Genomic DNA, 24,657 nt, shown 5'->3' with positions numbered 1-24,657 from the left:
GCAATCTTGTCAACTGTTATATATCATCTTTTTTTATTTTTTATTTTTAAAAAATCAACGAAAATGGCCCAGTTGACGGATTCCATTTGATTTCATAATTATTATTTTATAATTAAATAATTTTCTCAAAATAATTTATATAACAGATAGTCCTCTTTCATTGGACTTTCGTTCTTTTTTATTCCTCCCCCGCTTCCCTACCGCCTCACTGACATAAATAGATGAAAAGACCCGCCGCCCAGCTGAACTGGACGGCGGGTCTTATTTGCTTGTAAAGCCGCTGGCTTAGTCGTTACGGACGATGTCAGCCAGGAGGCGGAAGTTATCTTTTAGGGCTGTGCGGTCGGAAATATAGGTGGCCCCGATGACTTCATCCGGGGCGTATTGGCGCATGACAGCCTTATACTGGTCTCTCGCTTCATCAACACTCCCGCTAATGGATAAGCCCCGGTGGGCCCGCAGGAAGAATTTCTCAATGGAAGTGAGTTCAGGGGCCTGGTCCGGGTCCATCTTCAGGAATTCATCCTTGCTTTGGCGGTGGATGAGGTGTAAGAAGACCTGGGAGGCGTGGAAGGCCAGTTCTTCAGCAGCTTCTTCTGTTTCGGCAATATTGGTCGTTAGGCCCAGGATGACATAGGGTTCTTGTAGGACCTCAGAGGGGCGGAACCGCTTCCGGTAGATGTCCAGGGCATGGCCAATGGAATTCGGCGAGAAGTGACCTGCAAAGGAATAGGGTAGGCCCAGTTCAGCGGCCACATAGGCCGAGGCATCTGAACTGCCCAGGACGTAAATCGGCACCTTGGCCCCAATCCCCGGTGTCGGAGAAACGGGAAGCTGGTCAGCATCATCGCTCATATAGGCCTGCAACTGGCTTAAAGCAGCGGCAAATGACGCCTGGTCATAGTGGTCCCGATAAATGAGCCGGGCCGTTGCCCGGTCAGTCCCCGGTGCCCGGCCGACCCCCAGGTCCACCCGGCCCGGGTAGAGGGCTTCAAGGGTGCCGTAGCGCTCCGCGACCTGGAAGGGGGTATGGTTGGGCAACATGACCCCGCCGGCCCCGACCCGCAGGCGGTCGGTATTGGCTAAAAGATAACCCAAGACTACGTCTGTTGCCGAGCCCAGGACGGCCCGGGTATTATGGTGCTCCGCTACCCAGTAGCGGCTAAAATAATTTTCTTCTGCAAAACGGGCTAGGTCTAGCGCCCGGTCAAAGGCTTCCTTCTGCGTCTCATCCTGATATTTAGGGATTAAATTAAGAATGGAAATTTTTGTGTCAGCCATGCTGCATCGTCCTTTCCTAAATATATCACCTGATAGCTACTAGTTATCCATATACACATTTTTCCTTGCCCGTAAACGGACCCAGCCCCTGCCGAGGGCCCGAAAAGCCCCCTGGCGCCCCGGTTTATGAGCACAAAAAAATCTCCCAACCGAGCCCTCCGACCTTAGTTGGGAGACATTATTTTTAAATATCAAAGCATTTTCTAATGAGGGTTTCCGGGCCCAGGACCAGGACCGAGGCCCCTGCTTCCAGGATGGTTTGGGGACGAACGTCCATATCTAGCTGGCCGGCATACCGCACGCCTAAAATATTGAAGCCATACTTTTGCCTTAAATCCAGCTGGTCCAGGCTCCGCCCCAGCCAGGCTGCCGGCACATCCAGCTCGTAAACGGCGTAGCCCTGGTCCAGAGCCCAGTACTCCAGGATATGGTCGGAGGAATAGCGGATGGCCGTCCACCGGGCCAGTTGCTTTTCCGGGTAAACGACCTCATCGGCCCCATTGCGGAGGAGGAGCCGCTCCTGGATCCCCCGGGAGGCCCGGGCAATAACCCGACCGGCCCCCAATTCCTTCAAAAGGGAAGTGGTAACCAGGGAATTTTCGAAGCTATCCCCGATGGCGACGACACAGAGGTCGTAATTGCCCACCCCCAGGCTGGCCAGGAAGGCCCCATCGGTGCTATCCCCAATCTGGGCATCTGTGACAAAAGAAAGGACCCGGTTGACCCGTTCCTCCTGCCGGTCTACAGCCATGACCTCGTGGCCCATGGTATAAAATTGCCGGGCCATATGGCGACCGAACCGGCCGAGGCCAATGAGTAAGATGTTTTTCATGCCAATCCTCCTAACCAATACTAATTTTTTCTTCCGGCATGGCCTGGCTCCGGTCCCTGGTCTGGGAAAAGGTTGCGAACATAAAGGTCATAGCTCCGACCCGACCAATGAACATGAGCACAATCAAAATGACATGGGAGACCCAGGTTAAGTCCGGGGTCAGCCCCAGGGTCAGGCCGACAGTGCCAATGGCTGAGGCACATTCAAAGAGACACTTGAGCAGGGGCAGGTTTTCAAAATAGAACATGAAAAAGCCCCCCAGAAGGCAGACCCCTGTGTATAGGCAAAAGATGGCCACGGCCATATGGATGGCTGTCACCGGTATCCGCCGGCCAAAAAGGTGAGCGGCCCGTTCCCGCTTAAAAACCGCCCGGGACATCCCGTAAAGGACGGCCGGTGTGGTGACCTTCATTCCCCCGGCGGTGGACCCCGGCCCGCCGCCCACCAGCATGAGGAGGGTCATCATCATGAGGCCACCACCGCTAAAGAGGCCCAGGTCAATGGTGTTAAAGCCGGCTGTCCGGGTGGTCACCGATTGAAAAAGGGCGGCCAGTAAGCGTTCCTTAAAGGGCAGGTCGGCCAGTTCATACATATAGAAGTAGACCGCCGGCAAAAAAACCAGGACCCCGGTCATGAATAAGATAACCTTGGTCTGCATCTTATACCGCCGGACTTTGAACCGCTGGGTCAGGATATCCTCCCAGGTTAAAAAGCCCAGACCCCCAATGATGATCAGGGCCATAATGACCAGGTTAACCACCGGGCTGGCGACAAAGGCCGTCAGGGAGGCATAGGGTGTCTGGAGGCCGAAGAGGTCAAAGCCGGCGTTGCAGAAGGCCGAAATCGCATGGAAACCACTATACCAAAGCCCCCTGGCCAGGCCAAAGCGGTCGACAAAGCCAGGCAAAAGGATGAGGGCGCCAAGGGCCTCCACCAGGGCCACCCGGCAGATAATGACCCGGGTCAGGCGGATGATGCCGCCTACCCGGGGAGCCGCCAGGGCATCCTGGATAACCCGGCGCTGCTTGAGGCCAATCCGCTGCCTCCTCAGGAGGGAAAAGCCAATGGCCACGGTAATCACCCCCATCCCCCCTATTTGGATGAGAGAGATAATTACCCCTTGGCCAAAGAAAGACCAGTAGGTCGCCGTATTTTCCACCACCAGCCCCGTCACTGACAGGGCCGACGTGGCCGTAAAAAGCGCCGTTAGGAAGGGGGCGCCTTGGCCATCCGCTGTAGCAAATGGCAGCATCAACAGGACTGTCCCCAAAAATATCACACCGGCATACCCAAAAATAATCATCTGCGATGTACTGAACCGCTTACATATAAGAGCCATACCTATCCTTCCTATAATCGGACCCCTTCTTGGCGCGTCGCTCGAGCGCAAACCGGTCCAGATGAATTAGCCTTAATCTATTCCTTTCCCAGCCGGCTGTCAATACAAAAAAGCACCCTGGGAAAAATTCCCAGGATGCTTTTTTTAGCTTAACAAGGGCCGTCAAGCCGGTTTATTTGCAGAATTCGTTGTCAGCCCAGGTCAGGACTTCATCCAGAACTTTCATTTGTTCACGCAATTCTTCTTCAGTGATGATGAGGGGCGGGCAAATTTGGATGCAGTTGTCACGGCCATAGGTGTAGAAACCGAGTTCTTTACACTTGGCAACGACTTTCTTCTGGTTGCCGGTAGTATCAATGGCGTATTCAGCAATCGGTTCCTTGGTTTCTTTGTTCTTAACCAGGTCGATGGCACTGAAGAGGCCAATGTAGCGGACTTCACCGACGCAAGCGTGTTTTTTAGCCAGTTCTTCCAGGCATTCGCCCAGGACCTTGCCTACTTTTTGAACGTTATCCAAAACATTGTTTTGTTCAAAGTATTCAATAGAAGCATAAGCAGAAGCGCAAGCCAGAGGATGACCCTGGTAGGTTAAACCGCACTGGAGGGCATTGTCATCAAAGTGGGAAGCCACTTTCTCATTCATAATAACCCCACCGAGTTGGACATAACCGGAGTTAACCCCTTTAGCAAAGGTAATCATGTCCGGAGACACGTTCCAGTTGTCAACAGCGAACCAAGTGCCGGTCCGGCCAAAGCCAGCCATAACTTCGTCGCAAATCATGAAGATGTCATATTCATCGCAGAGGGCCCGGATACCGGCTAGGTAACCCTTAGGCGGTAAGATAACCCCATTGGCCCCGATAACGGTTTCTAAGATGATGGCAGCGATGTTGTTATGGCCTTCAGCAATGATCTGCTTGCGGAGCATCTTCAGGTAGAATTCGGTTAAGGCTTCTTCGCTTTCGAATTCGATTTCTTCACGATAGGGGAAGGGGCCAAAGAAGTGGACCACCCCAGGTGCGCTCCCACCGATTTCAGCAGCAAACCGGCGGCTGTCACCGGATACGTTCCCGGCGGTGATGGTAGCCCCGTGGTAGGACCGGTACATGGAAAGGACTTTTTGCTTACCGGAAGCTTGACGGGCCATTTTAATGGCATTTTCATTGGAGTCAGCCCCACCATTGGTGAAGAAAACCCGGGTCATACCTTCCGGAGCATGTTCAATGATTTTTTTAGCCAGGGCAGCCCGGATGCCGACAGCCTGACCCGGTGCGATGAAGCAGAGGTCTTCAGCCTGTTGTTTAATGGCATCGATGATTTGTTGGTTGCCATGACCTAGGTTCATGTTAACCAGCTGAGAACACATATCGGCATAACGTTTGCCATTATAATCCCAGAAGTAAATCCCTTCAGATTTTTCAACGGGAATAATATTTTTCAGGGCATTTTGTGCAGACCAGGAGTGGACATTGTACTTACGGTCCATTTCCAGGACTTCTTCACGGGTGAATTTTGGTAATTGGTAGGTCATTTTTTTCATCCTTTCAATGATTTCCTTGAGCAACGGGCAACAGTCTTATATTCAACCGAACTTATAAATGCTTTAAAAAGCTAAATGATCGTGGTCTGCTTCATCACTTAAGTCTTTAATGGATTCTTCCAATTGAGTAGACTCTGCATAGTCCTTGCGTTTAATGAAGTAAAAGACAGCGCCGATCGCAATCCAGATGATTAAGCAGACCCAGGCTTCCATAGATAGGGTGCCCGGCGTAAAGGGTAACAACAGTAAGGAAAGGAAAATCAGCGCAAAGGTCAGGCCAATGAGGCTGACGATAAACTGCGACCGGTTGCCGTGCTTATGCGCAAACCGGGAAGCAGATGCTGTCGTAAAGGCAAAGCCCATTGCCGCGCCCACTGATGTCATATCAACCAGCCAAGACAGGACCTGGCGGCCAAAGAAGGGGGCAATCATCGCTAAAACCATCATAAAAATAATGGCCATGCGGGGCACTTTGTATACAGAATCCAGTTTTTTGAAGGGGTCTGGAAGGGCACCGGCTAAACTCATAGAGTAGAGCAAGCGACTGCCGGCTAAGTAAAAGGCATTAAGCCCACTAACAATCCCGCAGAACATAGCAATCCCTAAAAAGAGTAAGCCAATTTTACCGACTACCATTTCAACAGCAAAACCTGTAGGCCAGAAATGACCTTCTGCTAAAAATTGTTCCCAGGGTAAAACAATGCCTGTCACTAAGTTCATCAGTGCATACATTAAGCAGGCAATAGCAATGGATGAAATGAGCAGTTTTTTCGTTTTCTTATTTGAAAAAGCGTATTCTTCTGATGCCTGGGGAATACAGTCAAAACCTACAAAGGCCCAGGGTGCCATAGCTGCGATAGCGAAAATCCCCTTGATGGGGCTGGAGCCTGTCGGGAAGTAGGGTTTTAAGTCATCAAGGGACGGGTCTGAAATCAGAACCCCGGCGGTGACCAAAAGGATGGCCCCAACCAGCCCTAGGGCAACAGCCGTCTGGAACCAGCCGGCAGCCTTAACCCCTCTCATATTAATAAGCCCGACAATCAGGATGGCCAGGACACTGACAATGATTTCACCGTCGTATACTTCCCAGCCGGCAACTGTATACAGGACCTTATGCTGTAAAATCCCCGGGAAAATATACCGGCCAATCAGGCCGACCGCAGTCCCGTTCATGGGAATCAGGGCCCAGTAGGCAATGGCGATAAACCAGCCGCATAAGAAGGCCGGGATTTTCCCAAAGGCCGCATAGGCGTAGACAAATTCGCCACCGGCCACCGGAAATTTACTGATAAGGTAGGAATAACTGAAGCTAATGATAATAATCATTAGGGCACCGATAATCAGCCCGATGGTCGAGCCGAGCGGTCCGCCCTTAGGCAAGAATTCATTACCGGGGAGAACAAAGCAGCCCCAGCCGATCATTGCGCCGAGTGCCAACCCCCAAATGGAAAGTGGCGATAAGGCTTTTTCAAATTTAACTTCTTCTGTCGGTTGAATGGTCTTCTTGTCGTTCATAAATCAACTCTTTCTGGACGTGTCATTTTTCATGACAGTGATACGGTCTTAACCCCTCTATGGGTGCCACGCCAGCTTTATTCATGCGTCCACACCTGTGCTAAGTTTACTTCAACCTGTCTCTGCTGTAAATAATCTTAGCCTCATCCTTAATGAGCCCTTCGGATGTTGAGTAGGCGTAAAATTCAAAGCCCACCTTACATGCAAAAGCACATTCAATACAAGGATCATTCTGACAAAACATATAGGCATCATCTTCAGCCATAGCCAAAAGCGCTTCCGGTGCATCGCCCTCTTTAATGAAGCGAATCTGTCCGCCGGTATAGGAGCGTACATAGAGCCATTCAATATCATGTGGCCCCTCTGTCCGGTCTTCTACCTGTAAGGCTACGCAGTGGTGGCGCTTACCGCCGACAAAGGCGTAGTGAATCTTATAGCGTGTCTGGTCATCGGCTGTGCGGGCGGGGATTTCTTCTCCCGCCGGCTCTGCACCGAGGATATCCCATACACAGCTGCCATCCTTTAGGCGGAATAAACGCGGAGATGGCGCTATGGTCGCTGGCTTAGAATTGATCCGAGCCTCTGTAAGGCTCCTCTTTCCCTCTTGTTTCATAAATTGGCCCCCCAATGCAAAGCCGCCACATTCATAATGGCGAATGTGGCGGCAAGGCATCAGCCAATCATGATGCTACATTTCCTATGAAATTGAGTGGTTGCTCAGTCTTTTTTCCATTCTCTGTAGTCGAGGTGTTTATAGCGGTCAAGGAAGCGAACCGGGAGTTTCAGAGCGTCTTTACGGAAGGGCGGTGCCAGCTTGGTGCCGTCAACGCGGACTTCTAAGACAACGGTCTTCTTCTCATTCATGGTCAGGTCAAAAGCTTTCTTGAAGGCGCCGGCCAAATCTTCAGCCTTGTCAACATAGATACCTTCAGCGCCCATGACGCGAGCCACTTCAGCCCAGCTCGGTGCTTCGATTTCGCAACCAACATAGCGGTCATTGTAGAAGTCAACTTGGTTTTTCTTCTCAGCGCACCATGCGTTGTTACGGAAGACCACAGCAACAACCGGCAGGTTTTCTTGAACAGCGGTCATGACTTCATAGAAGCTCATGCCCCAAGCCCCGTCACCAGCTAAAGACATAACCGGTTGATCCGGAGCAGCCAGTTTAGCCCCAAGTGCAGCTTGGAAAGCGAAGCCAGTGTTCCCGTTGGTTAAGCAGGCAACGTGTAAGCGGGGGTTGTTGAAACGGAGATAGCTGTTGGCGGTGGAAGAAACGTTACCGATGTCAGTGGTAACAATGCAGTCTTCCGGTTTAGCCAGCATCATTTCATAAAGGAGACGACGCGGGTGGATGGTGCCTTCAGCAGGTTCTTCCATAGCCAGGTCTTTGATTTCTTTATCCCAGTCTTCGCGGAGGGCTTTGATTTCGTCTAAACGGGCTTGATCCGGTTTACGGTCGCCTTTTTCTTGGAGAAGTTTCAAGAGGCCTTCAGCGGTAACGCGGGCATCACCGACGATACCAACTTTAACCGGGTGGGTCCGAGCGATTTGTTTCGCTTGAACATCGATTTGGACGATATCTTGGGTGCCGTCTTGTTTGAAGTATTTGATGTCGTATTGGGGAAGGGTCCCGAAATAGGACAGGCGGCAGCCGATAGCTAAGATAACGTCAGCGTCGCGGACGGAGTACATAGCAGCCTTGGAGCCCATGTAACCGATAGGCCCTACCCAGTGGGGATCACTGAAACGATAAGCATCGTTGTGGAGGTAGGTGGTAGCAACCGGGCAGCTCAGGTATTCAGCGATTTTTTCAACATAGTCTAAAGCGTCAGAGTCAACAACACCACGGCCGCTGATGATGACAGGGCGTTTAGCGTTAGCGATGACTTCTGCAGCCCGTTTCATGGTTTCAGCATCGGGGATTAAACCGGAGGTGCTGCGATATTCTTCAGGGGGCAGGATGAAGTCTTCCAGTTCGCCGTAGAAGTAGTCACGGGGAACATCGAGGTAAACCGGGCCCCGTTCAGCATACATGATGCGGAAAGCGGTACGAACGCAGTCAGCAGCACGGCTGGGATGAGGAATAGCGAAAGCCTTTTTGGTGATGGGCTTGAACATCGGGGTTTGTTCAACTTCCTGGAAACCGTCCCAACCAACGGAAGCGGAACCAGCGGAAGGACCGATAACGAGAACCGGGCTGTGTGCTTGGTAAGCGGTAGCAATAGAAGTAATTAAGTTGGTGATCCCAGGGCCATTCTGACCGGTGCAGACACCGATTTTACCGCTGATGCGGTTGTAAGCGTCCATCATGTGGCCAGCGGTGTGTTCATCACGGCAAGGGATAAAGCGGATCCCTGCATCCGGGAAAAGGTCCAACATGTCCATAAATGCGGAGCCGACGATACCGGCACAATACTCGACACCTTCTGCGCGAAGCTGTTCAACGATAGCTTCGGACGGCGTCATTTTTTGTTTTTCTGCCATTAAAAATTCCTCCTTTGAATAAAAACGTCAAAAAATAAATTTTGTTCAGCGACACCATGCAGCTTAAAAATAAAATTCAGTGATGCAGGCGGAATGCTCAAGTGGTTTCCTGAGTGAGCACTCCTTTGCTGTTAAGTCAATCATAAACGACCGGAAACTCATTTGCAATACTTATGACAGCAATAAAAAATGAGTCCGCCTTGAGTGGACTCATTTTATAACTCATAGATTATGGTTTTTCCTTATTCGTCGTCACAAACAACCTGCATCCCAACCTTGGATGCTACGGTTTTCATGTTTTCGCAGTCTTCAGCGTCGGAAAGATCAAGGGCCCCTTCCCGTTCCAATTCTTTCTCGTCTTCATCAGAGCAAACCACTTGAACGCCCGCTCTTGAAGCAACCTTCTTCATATTTTCACAGTCTTCTTCGTTCCCAATATTTCTTAAATCGACTTCCATCTTGAACGACCTCCTAAATAGTAATACAAGCTTTATATTAATATATACCCAAATACCTTATTTATTAATAGCTAATCGATTACAAGCATTCCTTGCATCAGCCAAACGCTTGTAGGATTTGCTTATAAGCCCGATTTGTCTATTCCATAAAAACAAATTATAACTTATATTTTTACAAAATCCATCTCTGACCGCTGGCGGAAGCTTTATAAAAATAAGCCTTCCGGATCGATTTCTTCGTAAAGCAGGTAGAGCTCATGGTAAGTCGGCGGCTTGGTTTCGCCGGAGACTCGAGACACGTCCAAATCCCATCCCACCAATTGTTGAATATCCTCTACCGTGTAGCCCGGGTGCACCGTATCCAGGTACATCTCGCCGGACTGGTCATCAAAGCGGAAAACAGCCATATTGGTAATGACCACCTGGGGCCCGCCTCGGAAGGCATCGCCAAAGATTTCCTGCCGACTCTTGACCTGACCCCCATCCTGCCAGTCCGGTAACCGCCAGCCGGGGGAGGTGATATAGTCCACCTTTTCCTTAAAGCGGCGCTTTTCCTGGACCATGGTAAAGATGGTCCGGCCCGCAAAGGCGTTGATATCCGGGTTGCCCCCACTGCCGGCCAAGCGGCGGTCGGGGTCTAAGTAGTCGCCGGCCACCGTTGTATTGACATTGCCATAGCGGTCGATTTCCGCCCCGCCCAGGAAGGCCAGGTCAATCCGGCCCCGCTCCAGCTGGCCGAAGACATCTGCCAGGCCACTGACCACAGAGGCCTGTTGCTCGCACCGGGCATCGCCAACAGATGAGGGCAGGCTTTCCGGCCGGCCGTCAATCGAACCGGCTTCATAAATAATAGAGGCATGGCCGGCCCCGGTCCGTTGGGCCAGGGTAACGGAAAGCATGGGTAGGCCCGTACCGGCAAAAACCGTTTCACCGTCCCGGACTTCCCGGGCCCCGGCAACCGCTAAGAGGTCAATAACTTCATACTCCCCTACCTGAGCGTGGTCAAAGTTATCTTTATAGGTCTCCCACTTACTCATTTTTTCGCACCTCGCTTAATGGTTGTACTGTAATGGATGGCCCGGTTGGCTGTCAGATTCTGCAGGCGGCCAAAGCCCAGTTTTTCCAGGTAGGCCTCGAAGTTGGGCAGGCTAAAAATCCATTCGTCGGCCCAGGCATCAAAACCCTCCTGGGTCTTGGTCTGTTTGTAATAGGCCCGGATAAAGTCACCGTCTATTTCATACCGGTTGTAGCAGCCGGTCGGATGGGCCCCATAGGGCATTTCCGCATAGCGTTCTACCATGTAGTGGGGAATGATATTGGCCGCCGGCTCTTGCCGCAAGTATGCTTCCGGAACGACCTCTTCAGCAATAACAAAGAGCCGGTCTGCTGCCTTCATGGCCTCGACATCGCTGTAGCGTTGCCCTTCCACCCGGATGGTCCCCTGGTCCCCAATCTGGTGGACATGGGCCACGCAAATATCCGGCTGGGCGGCCGGCAGGAGAATGTACTCTGTGCCACCGTAGAAGGGGTCTTTGGCATAGTCAAATTTTTTCTTGGGAATTTTTGGCCGGCTGCCATCCCGCAGGCCGGCCCGCCCCAGCATATCATAGGCCGGGTTCATAATATCCGTCCCCTTGGCAGCTGTGGTGGCCATAAAGGGCATCCCGGCAGCGCCGGCAGCCAGGCGGAGTAAGATTTGATAGTGACTGTAGTCTTCGCAGATGGTTTCCCCGGCCTGGATCCGTCTGGCCATGTTATTGCCCAGCTTGCCATAAAGCTCGTGGCCGATAAAGCAGGATTCCCAAATATCCACGCAGCCTGCCCCGGCCAGGATATCCGAATGGGTGCCCCCATTGACCTCAATCAGGTGCAGGTGTCTTTTCTTTTGCCGGACCAGCTCATAGACCAGAGCCATTGGCCGCCGCCAAATGGTAAAGCCGCTAAAGGTCAAACAGGCCCCATCCGGGATGGCCGCTGCCAGGTCTGCAACGGTTTGCCTTTTTCTTATGTCTTCCATGGCATGTCTCTCCTCTCTAAATTGGCAGAAATTTCCCATATTAAAATCATACTTCATGGATGAGGTCCTGTCAATTTGCCTTTACAAACAAGTGCGCAAGAAAAAAGACCTGCCGCCAGCCCGGCACCAGGTCTTAAACTGATAAGGATCATAGGCAGAAAAGCCCTCTTTACTGAAGGGCCTAAGCCTCCATAGGGTGGCCGGGCCAGGGTTGGATGTCCATCCCTGTGACCAGCCAGGCCCGCTTGGCCCGGACAGCCAGGGGGACATCGGAAAAGGAGTCCGAATAAAAGTCCGTCATATTCTCCAGCCGATAGCCGGCCTCCAGGTAGCGGCGGACCTTTTCATCCCCCCAACAGTTGAGCCCCCGGTAGAAACCGGTTTGAGGGTCCACCTCTGAGGCCAACAGGTGGTGAATGCCCAAGTCAGCACAAATCGGGGCTAAAAGAAAACGGGGTGAGGCCGAAATAACCAGGTCGTCTGCCGCCTGCTGGGCCAGGTAAAAGTCCTTAATGCCCGTCCGGTGGGCCGCCCAAAAGGCGGCCACCTCAGCCTCAATATCCTCTACCCCCTGAAACAAGCGGTAGAGCCTTTCTTTAAACTGGGTCTTGGTCCAGCTGCCAAACTTGTAGCGTAAAAAGGCCAGGCCCCCTTCAGGCAGGAAGCGGACCAGGCCGGGGTGACGTCGGAGTAGAAAGAAAAAGAAATGGGCGGTGCTATCGCCATCATAGATGGTCTCGTCAAAGTCGTATACTCTCATGGTGCCTCCTTGTTTAAACCGCAAGCAGCATAGAGGGCAGCGATTTCTTCCGGGCTGAGGCTCCGCCACTGGCCTTCAGGCAAGTCGTCCAGCCACAGGGGGCCCAGTTGGACCCGGTGAAGGGTCAGGACCTCGCCGCCCAGGGCATGGCACATCCGCTTGACCTGGTGGGTTCGGCCTTCGGAAAGGGTCAGTTGGGCTTGGCCGGGGCCGGTCAGGTCTAACTTGGCCGGCCGGGTCGGCCCATCGGACAGGTCAAGGCCTCGGGCCACCTGGTCCACAGCATCCAGGGGGAAGTCCCCGCTATAGGTAAACCAATAGGTCTTGGGGATGTCATACTTGGGCGAAGACAGCCGGTGGGCCAGCTGGCCATCTGTAGTGAGGAGCAAAAGGCCGGTGGTATTCTTATCCAGACGGCCAACGGGCCGCAGGTTTTTCGACTGGTCAAACAAAAGGTCCATAACCGTCTGGTCCCGGCCATCTTTCATTGCAGTGACCACCCCGGCCGGCTTATGGAGCATCAGGTATTGGGCATCCTGGTAGCTGAGGGGGACCCCATCAAAGGTCACCAGGGCCTCTGCGCCAACTTGAAAATCCCGCCGGTCAACCGTCTGGCCGTCAACAGTGACCCGGCCCCGCCGAATGGCTTGGCCCAGTTCTTTCCGAGACCCTAGGCCCATGTCATGTAAAAATTTATCCAGACGCATCTTTTCCTCCTACCCGCAGAGCATACTCATGGTGGTAGCTCGCCAATTCCTCTTCATCTTCAATTTCCAGCCCCCGTTCACCGGCCCGGCGTTCCATGTGGTGGCGAAATTCATGCAGGAGGGTCTCCTTGACCTGCCGGCTCACCGCATCCCGGTCGGCATCTGCAAAGACCGCCTTAAAGGACCCGTAAAAAATACTGATCTGGCAGCCAATCAGGTCGACAGAGTATTGACCCAGGATATAGAGGTCCCCATGCCCTTCGGGATGGAGCAGGGCCTCCGACTCTAAATGAATGCCCAAGTTCAGCTCGTCATAAAAGGCCTCAGGGATTTCCTCGCAGGCCGCCTCCAGCATCTCCTGGACTTCATCGATTGTTGGAAAAGCCATCTTTAAGCCTCCTCATCCTGCAGGCCCGGGGACTTGTCTGCCCCCGGCGTCCGAAGGGTAAAGCGCAGTTCCTCGACAAACCTGGGGTTGGCCTTTTCGACCCGGACGCTAAAGTCCTGGAGGGTCAGCTCATCTCCCTTGCGGGGAATCCGGCCCAGGATATCAGTCAGCCAACCGCCGACGGTATTGGCCTCAATGTCATCTGTTTTGACATTAAAGCGGGGCAGGATGTCATCCACTTCCGCCTGGCCACTGACCAGGTAGTTGCCCGGGGCCACCTTATGCAGGTGGGCTTCTACTTTATCGTACTCATCCCAGATGTCCCCAACCAATTCTTCGATGAGGTCTTCCATGGTGACAATGCCGACGGTGCCCCCGTACTCATCGGTCACGACAACCATGTGGGACTTATCCTGCTGCAGGGCGGTCATCAGCCGGGCCAGGTCTCTGTTTTCCATAATAAAGCCCACCGGCTTGGCCAATTCCTGAAGGGGGACCTGCTTCTGCTGTAGGAGCATCCCGTAAAAGTCTTTCACGTGGATAACCCCGATAATATTATCGATGGTTTCCCGGTAGACCGGCAGGCGGGAATAGCCGCTGCTCTTAAAGAGGTCGATGACTTCTTCAATCTCTGCAGTTTCATCAACGGCAACGACGTGGACCCGGGGGGTATAAATATCCCCGACAATCCGGTCATCGAATTGCATGGCGCTCCGGATGAGTTCCCGTTCGTCGGCTTCAATATTGCCGAATTCTTCCGCCTCATCGACAATGGTCATTAGCTCATCTTCGGTAATGCCGGCATCATCATCGCCGCCAAAAAACCGGCCCAGACCGGTTTGCAAGAGACCGAAAATAGCCGTCAGGGGTTTAAAAATCACCATAATGGCGTGCAGGGGGCCGCTGAAGGCTAGGCTGATGGCCTCTGCCCGCTCCTTTGCAATGGTTTTAGGGGTAATCTCACCAAAGGTCAGGGTGGCAATGGTAATGACAATAGTGGAAATGGTTACCCCCCGGGCCCCCATCAGGTCCACGAACAAGACCGTGGCCAGGGAGGCACAGGTGATGTTAACAATATTGTTTCCAATCAAAATGGAGCTCAATAAGCGCTCATAGTTCTCGGCCATGGCCAAGACCCTTTCCGCCTTCTTGTTCCCATCGGCGGCCATTTTTTTCATCCGAATGATATTCAAAGAGGTGAAGGCCGTTTCTGAAGCAGAAAAGAAGGCCGATCCGCACAAAAGGATTACGATGGCTAAGATATATCCACTAGGACTCATGGGCACTCCCTTCCTTTAGGTAGTCTGCACGACGGATCAGGACAAAGTCTTCTACCGTATCATTGATAAGATCCGCCAGAGAAATTTGATCCAGATAGGCCTCGATAATGGCCTCCAGGCCCTGCCACAGGGCCAGGGTGGGACAGTCAGCGGCCATGGGGCAGTGGTCGGCATCTGATTCCAGACAGGCCACCGGGGCCAGGGACCCTTCCATGGTCCGGACCACATCACCGATCCGGATGTCTGCCGGCCGCCGGCTCAGAACATAGCCGCCTGAGTGGCCACGAAAGCTCTTGATGTAGCCATCTTGCAGGAGGGGAACCATAATTTGCTCTAAATATTTAATCGTGATTTTCTGCCGGTCGGAGATAGCCCTTAGGGTTTCGCGCTGGTCTTCAGATGAATGTTCGGCTAAATCAATGAGGACCCGTAGTCCGTACCGGCCTTTGGTGGATATTTTCATAGGCGCCTCCTGTCTTAATGGTTGATTGGAATACTTGCAAGCCGGCCTGCCCCCCTGTATGATGGGGGTAGAAAGGAGCGGCAGTAAATGACACAAGCACTTTTATTAACCAATACACGGTTAGATGACTTACATTATAACTCTTTAGCAACGATGGGAGGTGACCGTCTGCTCAAGCTGCCGGTTACCCTCCGGATGCCCTGGAAGCAGGTGGACAAGGGCCCCCTATCCGAAGAAACCGTCACGGAAATCAACGAATGGATGGCCAGTGTCGGCCAGGCCAATGACTACCTGGTCATTGAGGGCCCTGAAGAGGCCATTGCCCCTATTTTAGAAAAGGCCCGGTCCCTGGCCCTCATTGCCATGCGGCCGGTCTGGACACCGGTGCCGGCCTTCGTGCCCTTAATTGGTGAAGATGGCGAGGCTGACAGCTAAGCAACCCCTCTTATTTTACCCTATGCTAGAAAGGGCCGGAGAATCACTCTCCGGCTTTTTTTCGTTGCCCGTATTCATCCGCCAGGCGGTGGACGCCTTCGATTTTTTGGAAGGGGGCCAGGTCCATGGCCATTTCCAGGATGCCCCGGAAAACATCCGAGCTATCCCGGACGGCAATGTAACGGACTAAGATCATCTCTTCCCCTCTGGGGTACCAAAAGTCTGCGTAGGCCCGCTGGCCTGTCCGCAAATCTTCAATCAGGGCTTCCACCTTGGCCAGGCTCTCCCGGGGATGGCAATTTTTTACATCCCGGCCGATGACCCCCGCTGACCGGGGAAAAAGCCGGTCGGCCCGGGAATTATAGAAGCGGACCAGGTCATTTTCATCGATAAAGGTCAGGTCAAAGGGCAGGTGGCCCAGCATGAGGTTGAGCTGTCTGAGGCTCATCCGCCCGGTGGACAGGTTCAAAATCGTGTCGCCGGACAGGTCGCTCCCGTCATGGTGGAGCATGAGGATTTCCAGCCCCCGCATCATTTGTCGCTCTTTCTGGCTGTGGGCCGGTGGTTCAATAAAGGCATAGCCGATCTCGTCATCGCCGACTTCCATCTTGATAAATTCATTTAGGGTTAAAAGCTTGAAGGCTGCCGGATACAGAAGTTTTTCTTCAATTCGCATCAAAAAGGCGGTCACGTCATAAACGGTATAAAAGGCTGATTGGATCGCCTTCTCATTCCCGTCTAAGGCGGCCTTTTCAAACTCGGTCAGAGCATTTTTAACATCATCATCATAGGACCATAAAATCCGCAAGGGGCCGGTAATCCCCTTATCCCCCAGCCGGGGGTAGAGCTGGTTTTGCTTGCGGGCCAGGTGGGTTTTATAGACCTGGGCCTCTTTGGCATAGCGGATCCAGGCCGCCTGGTCAAATTCATAGCGGAGCATGTGAACGCCATCATCAAAGTAATCATACATGGCTTCGTTTTCCTGCCGGTATAGGCGTAGGGGGTGGTCCTTGGAAAATTTTCTTGGCGGTTCTGGTTTTAAGTGAGCCTCAAAGGCTTTGAACATCCCCGGAAATGCATTAATAAGGGTTTCTTCATTGTCAGTGTTTTCACTGATTACCTGTAGGGCATAGAAGTATTCTTCGGGCTCTACGCTGATATTTTTTTCATGTAGGGCGCGGATCACTTCTTCAACGCTCATCTCTTCATCCATAATGGACAAGCTGTACTTGCGTGCCTTCTGCACGTTTTTCTTATCCACGTCAAGAATATCGGTGTAATGCATACCCGGTCTCCTCTCACGACGGTCTGTCGTCTTCCTTAATTAATTTTTCTAACTGACTACGCACCTCAGGGTCAATCCGGCCGTCAAGGGTTGATCGCGGCACTTCTTTATGTATCAGCCGGTGCGCCTTGACCCGCGCATCGGCAATAGCTTGTCTGAGTTCGGTTCCGGTCATGCGGAGGCCTCCTAGCGAGAGGACCGTTTCCTGGATTAACCGGTCCCCGGAGGCAACATAAAAGTGACTCCGCTTGGGCAGTTGGGCTGCCAGCCGTTCGATAGCCATATCAGCGGTGACCCCTTCAGGGGTGTAGATGATTTCCAGGTAGGGAAAGCGGCGGGTGGTGCCGGCATTGCCCTTGACCCGGTAACCATCATAGACCACCAGGACCCGCCAGCCGCTCAAGGCCCCGTATTCATCCAGGCGGGCGTTCAGGTCGTCCCGGGCCTCTTCCAGACTCCGGGACCCATCCCCGCTCAGGGCCGGCCACTGGCCGATCATATTATAGCCATCGACAATCAGCCAGGTGGTCACCTCTTGAGCCTCCGCTGCCGGCTGATTTCAGCCAACAGGATGCCGCAGGCCACCGAGGCATTCAAGGAGCCTACCTGGCCGCCAATGGGAATGCTGGCGATAAAGTCACAGGTCTCCGTGACCAACCGGCCCATCCCCTTACCTTCGTTGCCGATAACCAGGACCAGGGGCCCGGTCAGGTCGGTGTCATACATATCCGTCCCATCGGCAGCGCTGCCGCAGACCCAAAAGCCTTCTTTTTTCAGGGCCTTCAGGGTATTGACCAGGTTGGCCACCCGGGCCACCGGAACGTGTTCACCGGCCCCGCAGGCTGCCTTCATGGTCCCTTCTGTTAAACCGGCTGCCCGTCTTTTAGGGATAATAATGCCGTGGGCACCAAAGGCATCTACCGACCGCATTATGGCCCCCAAGTTTTGGGGGTCTTCAATATCATCCAGGAGCAGGATGAGCGGGGCCTCCCCCTTGGCCTTGGCCCGGCGAACGATGTCTTCCCATTCAACATAGGCCAATTCCGCCAGGGTGGCTGCCACCCCTTGGTGGTTTTTACCCGGAAACCGCCGGTCCAGGACCCGGCGGTCAACTTCCCGCACCGGTACGCCGGCCGTTTTGGCCAGCCGTCTAATGTCCTCAATGACACCATGTCTAGCCCCTTTTGCTAAGCTAATATGCTGGAGGTCGGCCTCACTTTTCAGGGCTTCCCGTACAGCGTTTCTTCCGTATAAATCAGCTATGGTAACTGCCTCCTCTATTCTTGTGCCGCCTGGTCCCGCCGGTAGCGTTCAATCCGGAAGGCATAGCCGTTATCGGTCCCTTCTCGAATAACTTCCGGCGGCAGCCAGCCGGCCTCTGCCCCCATATCCGGAAAATAAGTATCCGCCGGGGCTTCTGCATCAATCCGGGTTACATACCCGGCCTCACATTGGTCCAGGAGGGCCCGGTAGAGGTCGCCTCCGCCAATTAAAAATAAGCGTCGGTCACCGGCAGCAGCCAGGGCCTCTTCTACCGAATGGACCACCTGGGCCTCGCCGGCGTCGTACCCCGCTTGCCGGGTCAGGACCAGGTTCAGCCGGCCGGGCAAAACCCCGGGCAGGCTCTCAAAGGTTTTCCGGCCCATAAGCAGGGCCCCACCCATGGTCGTTTCCTTAAAAAAGGCCAGGTCTGCCGGTACATGAAAGAGCATTTGCCCCTTTTGGCCAATACCCCAGCCTCGGTCAACAGCTACGATAAATTCCATATGATCACCTACTCTGCTACCGGAATTTTATGGTTAAATTCATGGGGCGCATAGCCCTCTAGGGCCACATCATCCACTGTAAAATCGTAAAAATCGGTCACTGCCGGGTTGAGCCGGAGAACCGGCGCCGGCCGGGGCTCCCGGTCAAGTAACTCGCGAACCATATCCACATGCCGGTCATAAATATGGGCATCGGCAATGACATGAACAAATTCCCCCACCTCAAGGCCGGTCACCTGGGCCAGCATATGAACCAGGACGGCATACTGGACCACATTCCAATTGTTGGCCGTCAGCATGTCCTGGCTCCGCTGGTTCAAAATGGCGTTGAGCTTGTTACCTGTTACATTAAAGGTCATGGAGTAGGCACAGGGGTAGAGGGCCATGTCGTGGAGATCGGCATGGTTGTACATATTGGTCATGAGCCGCCGGCTATGGGGGGTATGAACCAGGTCATAGAGCAGTTTATCCACCTGGTCAAAGTCCCCTTCCGGGTAATGGTGGACCACGCCCAGCTGGTAGCCGTAGGCCTTGCCGATAGTCCCATCTGGCCGCTCCCAAGCATCCCAAATCCGGCTTTTCAAATCAGCCACCCGGTTGGATTTCTTTTGCCAAATCCATAAGAGCTCGTCAACGGCATTTTTATAATAAGTCCGGCGTAGGGTTAAGACCGGGAATTCTTCCGCCAAATTGTAGCGGTTCACGAGTCCGAAGGCCTTGATGGTATGGGCCGGGGTCCCATCTGCCCACCGGGGCCGGACAGGGTAGTCCTTGTCCCACACGCCCTTGGTCAAAATTTCCCGACAGTTGTCTATAAAAATATTATCTGCTCGACTCAATTCCGCACTCCTTGTCTACGATCAAAAAGAGCTCTTGCAACCGGTCGGCCTCGCCACTTAGGTAGAGGTAGCCCACCAGGGCCTCCAGGCCGGTGGCCCGCCGGTAATCGCCGGGGTTACCACCCCGGGGAACAGACCCGTTGGCATTGCGACCCCGCCGCAAGACCTGGGCCTCCTTCTCGGTAAGGAGGGGCTCAAGGGCTGAAAGTACCCTGGACTGGGCCCCATGGTTAACAAAACCCACACACAAGCGGCTCAGGGTAGAGGCCTTGTGGCTCTCTGCCAAAAGGGCTGTGCGCAGGTGCAACTCATAAACTGCATCCCCGACCCAGGCCAGGGTAAGGGCGGATAAATTAAAGGCTTCTTTTTCTGTCATCAAATCACTCACTATCCACCGTCAACAGGACCACCGCCTGGGCGGCAATGCCTTCTTGGCGACCGACAAAACCCAGCTTCTCCGTTGTGGTGGCCTTGATATGCACCTGGCCGGGCCTTTCATCAAGGGCTCCAGCCAGCTGCCGGCTCATCTGGTCAATATAGGGGGCCAGCTTGGGGGCCTGGGCCATAATGACACAGTCGGCATTGCCAAGCCGGTAACCGGCCTGCCGGACCAGCCGGTAGGCCTCCTTTAAGAGGACCAGGCTATCGGCCCCCTTATAGGCCGGGTCGGTATCCGGAAAGTGGCGGCCGATATCACCCAGACCGGCCGCCCCCAGAAGGGCGTCCGTCAGGGCATGGGCCAGGACATCAGCATCTGAATGGCCGGCCAGGCCCCGGTCATAGGGGATGGTCACACCCCCCAGGATAAGGGGCCGGTCGTCTGCAAAAGCGTGAATATCTGTACCTAATCCGATTCGCATAGTCCGCTCTCCTTTAAATAAAGTGCTGCCAGAGGGAGGTCTGCCGGCACAGTGACCTTAATATTATAGGGGTCACCGGCCACAGTAAGGACCCCTTCCCCATAGGCCTCCATGAGGGCCGCGTCATCGGTTACCGTCAGACCCGCTTGCAGGGCTTGCTGATGGTAGGCCCGCAGGGGAGCCACTTGAAAGGCTTGAGGGGTCTGGACCCGGTAAAGGCTGGCCCGGTCAACGGTTTTAAGGACATAGCCGGCGGCATCGACCATCTTGACGGTATCAGTCACCGGCAGGACCGGGATGACCGCTGCAGCCTGGTCAAGTCCCCGGACCAGCCGGGCCATGAGGTCGGCTCGTAAGATGGGCCGGGCCCCATCATGGATGAGAACCCGGTCCCAGTCCGCCGGGAGGGCCGCCAAGGCCAGGCGGACAGAGTCCTGCCGCTCGGCGCCCCCTTCAATTAAAAGGACCCGGTCAGGGGCCAGGCCCGCCTCGTTAATAGCTGCCTGGACAATAGCCTTCTCTCCAGGCCGGTAAACGACCATCAGGGGACAGGCCGGCGCCCCGGCCCTAATATGGCAAAGGGTTAGGCTTAAAACCGACTGCCCGCCCAGGGGCAAAAATAATTTATTGCCTTCTGCCCCCATCCGCTTGCCGCGGCCGGCAGCCAAAACCACTATACCTAACACCTTAGTCCTCCAATCGCACAAAAATCATCCGGCCCGCATTGGTCTGGATGACCGAGGTCACGACCACATCCAGGGTTTCCCCGACCCGGTCGCGCCCACCTTCTACCACAATCATGGTCCCGTCATCCAGGTAACCCACGCCCTGGTGGGCCCCTTTCCCCCGGCCAACCACTTCAACCCGCATGGTTTCGCCCGGGAGGACCACTGTCTTAATGGCGCCGGCCAGCTCATTGACATTGAGCACTTCAACATTTTGAAAGGACGCAACCTTATTGAGGTTGTAGTCATTGGTCACGACACAACCCTGTAAGTCCTTGGCCAGCATGACCAATTTGGCATCCACTTCCACAATTTCCGGATAGTCCTTATTTAAGGTGACCACCTGGACACCGCATTCCCGCAAGTCATTTAAGACATCCAGGCCCCGCCGGCCCCGGTTCCGTTTTAGGGCATCGGCCGAATCGGCAATATGCCGCAACTCATCTAAAACATAAGGGGTTATAATGAGGGGCCCTTCTAAAAAGCCGGACCGGGCAATGTCTACAATCCGGCCATCAATGATGACCGAAGTATCCAGGACCTTGGGCCGGGTTCCCGGCAGGAAATCAGCGGCCAGATCCCCGGCCCCCTTAGCGACCTCCTTCCGCGGTTTTCGCTCAGGCCGCTTGCTCATATGGGCAATCAGGGTATCCGGCAGGGCCACCAGGGCATCCCGCCAGCGGTAACCCATAGAGGCCCCCAGGTAGCCTAAAACCAGCATGATAAAGAGGGGCATATAGGCCCCAATCAAGGGCAGGGTCTTCACAGCCGGAATAATCAGCAGGGAGACCACCAGCCCGGCCATCAGGCCCAGGGTACCGGAAACCAACCCCCTTAAGGGCACATCAGAAAGACGGGCTTCCAAGAAACGGGTCCCATGTACAAAAGCATTGATCAAGGGCTGGGCTATGGCGAAGCTTATCAGCATAAATAATAAAGAAAAAATAAGTCCTGCGATAATCGGCATGAAAGAGAGTGACGGTAAAACGCTCAAATTAAGCGGTTCGATCAATTGCCGGTAGCCGACTGATCCGAGAAAGTAGCCACTCACCGCCCCAAATAACATGAGAAATCCGCGCACTATTTTTAATGGCATCTTTTTTCACCTCCTTTCAATGGAATACAAGGGAATCCACCGGTAACCGGCCTGAGCCTAGAACCAGTGGCTGTCCATAATGGTCTGGGTCCGCAGCCGGTCCAAACCGGTAGAAATCTGCTGGGCCCGGGCCGGTCCAATGCCTTCAACTTCATCTAAGTCCTCGATGCTGGCCTTGGTGATCCGGTTCAGGTTCAGGAAGGTTTCCACTACATTATCGATAATCGATGAGGGCAGCCGGGGAATCTTATGCAGCATCCGGTAGCCCCGGGAATAGAGCTGGTTTCGCCGTTCCTTGTCGCTGTAGCCGGTATAGCCTAAGATACCCGCCAACCGGTCGCCGTCTAAGAGGTCTTCGCTGGACAGGCGGCCCAGTCTTTCCAGGGCTGTGTTGACCTGGTCTGCCTCCGGGCTGTCTTCATCAAAAACCAGGTAGTCTCTCAGAGCCATCCGCTCGTCAAAGTCCACATTGCTCATGAGCTCTTCGGCCTGCATGCTGACCAACCGGCCTTCGGTACCCAGCTCGGCAATGTAGAGGGTCAGCTCATTGTCAACCCGCTTCAGCATCTCGGCCCGTTGGACCACCTGAACCACATCGGCCAGGCTGACCATATCGTCAAATTCTTCCAGGGACAGGCGGACAAAGGCCTCATCCAGAGCATTCTTGTATTTTTCCAGGGCCTCAATCGCCTGGGTGGCCGTATTCAAGAGGCTGGCACTCTCCCGGAGGACATAGCGCTGGCTGCCTCGATAGAGGGTAATCAGCTGCCGCCGCTGAGAAATGGAAATAACCAGCTCCCCGGTCTGCCGGGCGGTCTGCTCGGCGGTCCGGTGGCGAATCCCCGTTTCTGACGAAGGCGTACCCGGGTCCGGATTTAAGTGGCAGTTGGCACTGAAGATTTTGGTGCAGTCCTTGGACAGCAGGATGGCCCCGTCCATCTTGGCCAGCTCATAGAGGTGGGCCGGCGTATAGGGGGCATTGATGTGAAAGCCGCCTTCCGCCAGGGCCGATACCTTTTCATAGTCTCCGACAATAATGAGCCCCCCGGTATTGGCCCGTAAAACGTTATCCAGCCCCTCCCGGAGCCGGGTACCCGGGGCCGTTATGCGAACCATTTCCAGGATTTCGCTAATATTACTCTGTTTGGTCATATAAGCACCCCCCATACTTTTTCTACCGCTTGGGATAGTTTATTACAACTGATGAGTTCTATATCCACATCGTCTACCCGGCTGCCGGCTGCAACGACAGCCCGCCGAAAGCCCATTTGGGCCGCCTCCTGGAGCCGCCGGGAAAGCTGGCTGACCCGCCGCAGTTCACCTGTCAGGCCGACCTCAGCGAGGAAAAGCACATCTTCCGGCAGGGGGCGGTTGTCAAAGGCGGATACGATGGCCAGGGCAATGCCCAGGTCTGCAGCCGGTTCCCCAATCCGCAGGCCACCAACGACATTCAGGTAGACATCTTCCTTACTTAAGGCCAGGCCCAGCCGCTTTTCCAGGACAGCCATGAGCATCAGGGCTCGGGCATTATCCACCCCGGTGGTCTTCCGCTGGGGATAGCCGAAGACCGTCGAGGCCACCAGGGCCTGAACCTCTAATAAAATCGGCCGGTTACCCTCCATGGTGGCGGTCACCGCCGAGCCGGCTGCATTTTTCGGCCGCTCAGCCAAAAAGGCCGCCGAGGGGTTGGGCACCTCGGCCAGACCGGCCCGGGTCATATCAAAAAGGCCAATTTCATGGCTGGCCCCGAACCGGTTCTTGAAGGCCCGGAGGATCCGGTACTGGGAGTGACGGTCCCCTTCAAAATAGAGAACCGCATCGACCATATGCTCCATGACCCGGGGCCCGGCAACACTACCGTCCTTGGTCACATGGCCGATTAAAACCGTCGGGATCCCCCGCCCCTTAGCCCAGCCCATGCTCCGGGTGGCCACCTGACGGAGCTGACTAACGGTCCCGAGGGCTGATGTCAATTCCGGGTCATAGACCGTCTGAACCGAGTCCAAAACAATCAGCTTTGGCTGGATCCGGTCGATATAATCCTCAATGAGGTCCATCTGGTTGGCCGTCAGGAGGTAGATCTTATCCCCGTCAGCCCCCAGCCGATTGGCCCGAGACTTGATCTGTCCCCGGGACTCTTCCCCGGAGATGTAGAGCACCGGCCCATCCAGGTGGACGCCGGCCATGAGCTGCATGGTAAGCGTCGATTTCCCAATCCCCGGGTCCCCGGCCAAGAGGATGAGGGCCCCCGGCACCAGACCACCGCCTAAGACCCGGTCCAATTCCTGGGACCCGGTCCCAATCCGGGCCAGCTGGCTACTGTCAATAGCCGATAGGGGCTCTGCCTGCGGGGCCCGGTCGGTCCCCAGGCCGGGTGGGGTCAACCGGGCAGCCTGGTTTTTGGTCGGTGCAGCCACCGGCACTTCTTCCACCAGGCTATCCCAGGCGCCACAGCCCGGACACTTCCCCAGCCATTGAGGGGAGTGATGGCCACATTCCTGGCAGACATATATCGATTTTCGTTTTGCCATCTGACCCCTCCTTAAGTCTGAATAGTCCTTTAACTATTGTAATAGATATGGGCCTC

At 54.3% G+C, this 24,657-nt stretch carries 27 protein-coding genes; 1 reads left to right on the top strand and 26 read right to left on the bottom strand.

What is annotated here, in order from left to right:
* Positions 1-285: 285 nt before the first annotated feature.
* From ACKQTC_RS04400 to ACKQTC_RS04330, 15 genes are all read right to left on the bottom strand, one after another.
* Positions 286-1,281 carry an MsnO8 family LLM class oxidoreductase gene (locus tag ACKQTC_RS04400; RefSeq protein ID WP_408977219.1) on the bottom strand — a complete coding sequence of 332 codons (996 nt, stop codon included), beginning with the start codon at positions 1,279-1,281 and terminating at the stop codon, positions 286-288.
* Between the two features lie 184 nt (positions 1,282-1,465).
* Entirely contained in the window at positions 1,466-2,113 is a 648-nt protein-coding gene (locus ACKQTC_RS04395) for a potassium channel family protein (RefSeq protein WP_408977218.1), read from the bottom strand.
* Positions 2,114-2,123: 10 nt separating this feature from the next.
* Positions 2,124-3,365, bottom strand: a complete 1,242-nt coding sequence (locus ACKQTC_RS04390) for a TrkH family potassium uptake protein (RefSeq protein ID WP_408977217.1) — start codon at positions 3,363-3,365, stop codon at positions 2,124-2,126.
* Between the two features lie 259 nt (positions 3,366-3,624).
* Entirely contained in the window at positions 3,625-4,992 is a 1,368-nt protein-coding gene (locus ACKQTC_RS04385) for an aminotransferase class III-fold pyridoxal phosphate-dependent enzyme (protein WP_408977216.1), read from the bottom strand.
* 63 nt (positions 4,993-5,055) lie between these two features.
* Complete coding sequence (locus ACKQTC_RS04380; RefSeq protein ID WP_408977215.1) at positions 5,056-6,507, bottom strand: APC family permease; 1,452 nt, start codon at positions 6,505-6,507, stop codon at positions 5,056-5,058.
* A 106-nt stretch (positions 6,508-6,613) separates the two neighbouring features.
* The gene (locus tag ACKQTC_RS04375) at positions 6,614-7,120 is read right to left on the bottom strand and encodes a hypothetical protein (protein ID WP_408977214.1); all 507 of its coding nucleotides are present in this window, start codon (positions 7,118-7,120) and stop codon (positions 6,614-6,616) included.
* Positions 7,121-7,224: 104 nt separating this feature from the next.
* Positions 7,225-8,991 carry a sulfoacetaldehyde acetyltransferase gene (gene xsc, locus ACKQTC_RS04370; RefSeq protein WP_408977213.1) on the bottom strand — a complete coding sequence of 589 codons (1,767 nt, stop codon included), beginning with the start codon at positions 8,989-8,991 and terminating at the stop codon, positions 7,225-7,227.
* A 242-nt stretch (positions 8,992-9,233) separates the two neighbouring features.
* Entirely contained in the window at positions 9,234-9,449 is a 216-nt protein-coding gene (locus tag ACKQTC_RS04365; RefSeq protein ID WP_408977212.1) for a hypothetical protein, read from the bottom strand.
* A gap of 206 nt (positions 9,450-9,655) precedes the next feature.
* Positions 9,656-10,486: a CoA-transferase subunit beta gene (locus ACKQTC_RS04360; RefSeq protein WP_408977211.1), complete on the bottom strand. Its 831-nt coding sequence runs from the start codon at positions 10,484-10,486 to the stop codon at positions 9,656-9,658.
* Positions 10,483-11,466 (bottom strand): CoA transferase subunit A, encoded by a 984-nt coding sequence (locus ACKQTC_RS04355; protein WP_408977210.1) that lies wholly within the window; start codon positions 11,464-11,466, stop codon positions 10,483-10,485. The genes ACKQTC_RS04360 and ACKQTC_RS04355 overlap by 4 nt, the downstream gene beginning before the upstream one ends.
* 181 nt (positions 11,467-11,647) lie before the next feature.
* Positions 11,648-12,226, bottom strand: coding sequence for a haloacid dehalogenase-like hydrolase (locus ACKQTC_RS04350; protein WP_408977209.1), 579 nt, complete (start codon positions 12,224-12,226; stop codon positions 11,648-11,650).
* Positions 12,223-12,933 carry a pseudouridine synthase gene (locus tag ACKQTC_RS04345; protein WP_408977208.1) on the bottom strand — a complete coding sequence of 237 codons (711 nt, stop codon included), beginning with the start codon at positions 12,931-12,933 and terminating at the stop codon, positions 12,223-12,225. Before ACKQTC_RS04345 ends, ACKQTC_RS04350 begins: the two co-directional genes overlap by 4 nt.
* Positions 12,920-13,321 (bottom strand): metallopeptidase family protein, encoded by a 402-nt coding sequence (locus ACKQTC_RS04340; RefSeq protein WP_408977207.1) that lies wholly within the window; start codon positions 13,319-13,321, stop codon positions 12,920-12,922. The genes ACKQTC_RS04345 and ACKQTC_RS04340 overlap by 14 nt, the downstream gene beginning before the upstream one ends.
* Positions 13,322-13,323: 2 nt before the next feature.
* On the bottom strand, positions 13,324-14,601 hold the full coding sequence (locus ACKQTC_RS04335; RefSeq protein WP_408977206.1) for an HlyC/CorC family transporter: 1,278 nt from the start codon (positions 14,599-14,601) through the stop codon (positions 13,324-13,326).
* Positions 14,591-15,064 (bottom strand): RrF2 family transcriptional regulator, encoded by a 474-nt coding sequence (locus ACKQTC_RS04330; protein WP_408977205.1) that lies wholly within the window; start codon positions 15,062-15,064, stop codon positions 14,591-14,593. Before ACKQTC_RS04330 ends, ACKQTC_RS04335 begins: the two co-directional genes overlap by 11 nt.
* 87 nt (positions 15,065-15,151) lie before the next feature.
* On the opposite strand from ACKQTC_RS04330, the gene ACKQTC_RS04325 reads away from it, so the two are divergent.
* The gene (locus ACKQTC_RS04325; RefSeq protein WP_408977204.1) at positions 15,152-15,499 is read left to right on the top strand and encodes a hypothetical protein; all 348 of its coding nucleotides are present in this window, start codon (positions 15,152-15,154) and stop codon (positions 15,497-15,499) included.
* 43 nt (positions 15,500-15,542) lie between these two features.
* Here the strand turns inward: ACKQTC_RS04325 and ACKQTC_RS04320 are convergent, their stop codons facing one another.
* The 11 genes from ACKQTC_RS04320 to radA form a co-directional block, all read right to left on the bottom strand.
* Positions 15,543-16,784 (bottom strand): PAS domain-containing protein, encoded by a 1,242-nt coding sequence (locus ACKQTC_RS04320; RefSeq protein WP_408977203.1) that lies wholly within the window; start codon positions 16,782-16,784, stop codon positions 15,543-15,545.
* A gap of 13 nt (positions 16,785-16,797) precedes the next feature.
* Positions 16,798-17,316 carry an NYN domain-containing protein gene (locus ACKQTC_RS04315; protein ID WP_408977202.1) on the bottom strand — a complete coding sequence of 173 codons (519 nt, stop codon included), beginning with the start codon at positions 17,314-17,316 and terminating at the stop codon, positions 16,798-16,800.
* Positions 17,313-18,047, bottom strand: a complete 735-nt coding sequence (gene rlmB / locus ACKQTC_RS04310) for a 23S rRNA (guanosine(2251)-2'-O)-methyltransferase RlmB (RefSeq protein WP_408977259.1) — start codon at positions 18,045-18,047, stop codon at positions 17,313-17,315. The genes ACKQTC_RS04315 and rlmB overlap by 4 nt, the downstream gene beginning before the upstream one ends.
* Before the next feature lie 14 nt (positions 18,048-18,061).
* Positions 18,062-18,550, bottom strand: coding sequence for a dihydrofolate reductase (locus tag ACKQTC_RS04305; protein WP_408977201.1), 489 nt, complete (start codon positions 18,548-18,550; stop codon positions 18,062-18,064).
* 8 nt (positions 18,551-18,558) lie between these two features.
* Positions 18,559-19,389, bottom strand: a complete 831-nt coding sequence (gene thyA, locus ACKQTC_RS04300; protein ID WP_408977200.1) for a thymidylate synthase — start codon at positions 19,387-19,389, stop codon at positions 18,559-18,561.
* Entirely contained in the window at positions 19,373-19,765 is a 393-nt protein-coding gene (locus tag ACKQTC_RS04295) for a Mini-ribonuclease 3 (RefSeq protein WP_408977199.1), read from the bottom strand. The genes thyA and ACKQTC_RS04295 overlap by 17 nt, the downstream gene beginning before the upstream one ends.
* Positions 19,766-19,769: 4 nt before the next feature.
* The gene (gene ispF, locus ACKQTC_RS04290) at positions 19,770-20,249 is read right to left on the bottom strand and encodes a 2-C-methyl-D-erythritol 2,4-cyclodiphosphate synthase (RefSeq protein ID WP_408977198.1); all 480 of its coding nucleotides are present in this window, start codon (positions 20,247-20,249) and stop codon (positions 19,770-19,772) included.
* Positions 20,234-20,935: a 2-C-methyl-D-erythritol 4-phosphate cytidylyltransferase gene (ispD, locus tag ACKQTC_RS04285; protein WP_408977197.1), complete on the bottom strand. Its 702-nt coding sequence runs from the start codon at positions 20,933-20,935 to the stop codon at positions 20,234-20,236. The genes ispF and ispD overlap by 16 nt, the downstream gene beginning before the upstream one ends.
* Position 20,936: 1 nt before the next feature.
* Positions 20,937-21,902 carry a PIN/TRAM domain-containing protein gene (locus ACKQTC_RS04280; protein WP_408977196.1) on the bottom strand — a complete coding sequence of 322 codons (966 nt, stop codon included), beginning with the start codon at positions 21,900-21,902 and terminating at the stop codon, positions 20,937-20,939.
* 225 nt (positions 21,903-22,127) lie between these two features.
* Positions 22,128-23,222 carry a DNA integrity scanning diadenylate cyclase DisA gene (gene disA, locus ACKQTC_RS04275; protein WP_408977195.1) on the bottom strand — a complete coding sequence of 365 codons (1,095 nt, stop codon included), beginning with the start codon at positions 23,220-23,222 and terminating at the stop codon, positions 22,128-22,130.
* On the bottom strand, positions 23,219-24,601 hold the full coding sequence (gene radA, locus ACKQTC_RS04270) for a DNA repair protein RadA (protein ID WP_408977194.1): 1,383 nt from the start codon (positions 24,599-24,601) through the stop codon (positions 23,219-23,221). The genes disA and radA overlap by 4 nt, the downstream gene beginning before the upstream one ends.
* Positions 24,602-24,657 lie beyond the last annotated feature (56 nt).

Origin of the sequence: Peptococcus simiae, assembly GCF_046097595.1 — a bacterium.
Classification (GTDB): Bacteria; Bacillota; Peptococcia; order Peptococcales; family Peptococcaceae; genus Peptococcus; species Peptococcus simiae.
Note: the sequence above shows the minus strand (reverse complement) of the source record. Positions and strands in the feature narration are given on the sequence as shown.

Excerpts from the sequence above, each read along its gene's own strand:
- ACKQTC_RS04400 (WP_408977219.1), bottom strand. The coding sequence starts at position 1,281 with ATGGCTGACACAAAAATTTCCATTCTTAATTTAATCCCTAAATATCAG.
- ACKQTC_RS04395 (WP_408977218.1), bottom strand. The coding sequence starts at position 2,113 with ATGAAAAACATCTTACTCATTGGCCTCGGCCGGTTCGGTCGCCATATG.
- ACKQTC_RS04390 (WP_408977217.1), bottom strand. The coding sequence starts at position 3,365 with ATGCTGCCATTTGCTACAGCGGATGGCCAAGGCGCCCCCTTCCTAACG.
- ACKQTC_RS04385 (WP_408977216.1), bottom strand. The coding sequence starts at position 4,992 with ATGAAAAAAATGACCTACCAATTACCAAAATTCACCCGTGAAGAAGTC.
- ACKQTC_RS04380 (WP_408977215.1), bottom strand. The coding sequence starts at position 6,507 with ATGAACGACAAGAAGACCATTCAACCGACAGAAGAAGTTAAATTTGAA.
- ACKQTC_RS04375 (WP_408977214.1), bottom strand. The coding sequence starts at position 7,120 with ATGAAACAAGAGGGAAAGAGGAGCCTTACAGAGGCTCGGATCAATTCT.
- xsc (WP_408977213.1), bottom strand. The coding sequence starts at position 8,991 with ATGGCAGAAAAACAAAAAATGACGCCGTCCGAAGCTATCGTTGAACAG.
- ACKQTC_RS04365 (WP_408977212.1), bottom strand. The coding sequence starts at position 9,449 with ATGGAAGTCGATTTAAGAAATATTGGGAACGAAGAAGACTGTGAAAAT.
- ACKQTC_RS04360 (WP_408977211.1), bottom strand. The coding sequence starts at position 10,486 with ATGAGTAAGTGGGAGACCTATAAAGATAACTTTGACCACGCTCAGGTA.
- ACKQTC_RS04355 (WP_408977210.1), bottom strand. The coding sequence starts at position 11,466 with ATGGAAGACATAAGAAAAAGGCAAACCGTTGCAGACCTGGCAGCGGCC.
- ACKQTC_RS04350 (WP_408977209.1), bottom strand. The coding sequence starts at position 12,226 with ATGAGAGTATACGACTTTGACGAGACCATCTATGATGGCGATAGCACC.
- ACKQTC_RS04345 (WP_408977208.1), bottom strand. The coding sequence starts at position 12,933 with ATGCGTCTGGATAAATTTTTACATGACATGGGCCTAGGGTCTCGGAAA.
- ACKQTC_RS04340 (WP_408977207.1), bottom strand. The coding sequence starts at position 13,321 with ATGGCTTTTCCAACAATCGATGAAGTCCAGGAGATGCTGGAGGCGGCC.
- ACKQTC_RS04335 (WP_408977206.1), bottom strand. The coding sequence starts at position 14,601 with ATGAGTCCTAGTGGATATATCTTAGCCATCGTAATCCTTTTGTGCGGA.
- ACKQTC_RS04330 (WP_408977205.1), bottom strand. The coding sequence starts at position 15,064 with ATGAAAATATCCACCAAAGGCCGGTACGGACTACGGGTCCTCATTGAT.
- ACKQTC_RS04325 (WP_408977204.1), top strand. The coding sequence starts at position 15,152 with ATGACACAAGCACTTTTATTAACCAATACACGGTTAGATGACTTACAT.
- ACKQTC_RS04320 (WP_408977203.1), bottom strand. The coding sequence starts at position 16,784 with ATGCATTACACCGATATTCTTGACGTGGATAAGAAAAACGTGCAGAAG.
- ACKQTC_RS04305 (WP_408977201.1), bottom strand. The coding sequence starts at position 18,550 with ATGGAATTTATCGTAGCTGTTGACCGAGGCTGGGGTATTGGCCAAAAG.
- ACKQTC_RS04295 (WP_408977199.1), bottom strand. The coding sequence starts at position 19,765 with ATGACAGAAAAAGAAGCCTTTAATTTATCCGCCCTTACCCTGGCCTGG.
- ispF (WP_408977198.1), bottom strand. The coding sequence starts at position 20,249 with ATGCGAATCGGATTAGGTACAGATATTCACGCTTTTGCAGACGACCGG.
- ACKQTC_RS04280 (WP_408977196.1), bottom strand. The coding sequence starts at position 21,902 with ATGCTGATAAGCTTCGCCATAGCCCAGCCCTTGATCAATGCTTTTGTA.
- disA (WP_408977195.1), bottom strand. The coding sequence starts at position 23,222 with ATGACCAAACAGAGTAATATTAGCGAAATCCTGGAAATGGTTCGCATA.
- radA (WP_408977194.1), bottom strand. The coding sequence starts at position 24,601 with ATGGCAAAACGAAAATCGATATATGTCTGCCAGGAATGTGGCCATCAC.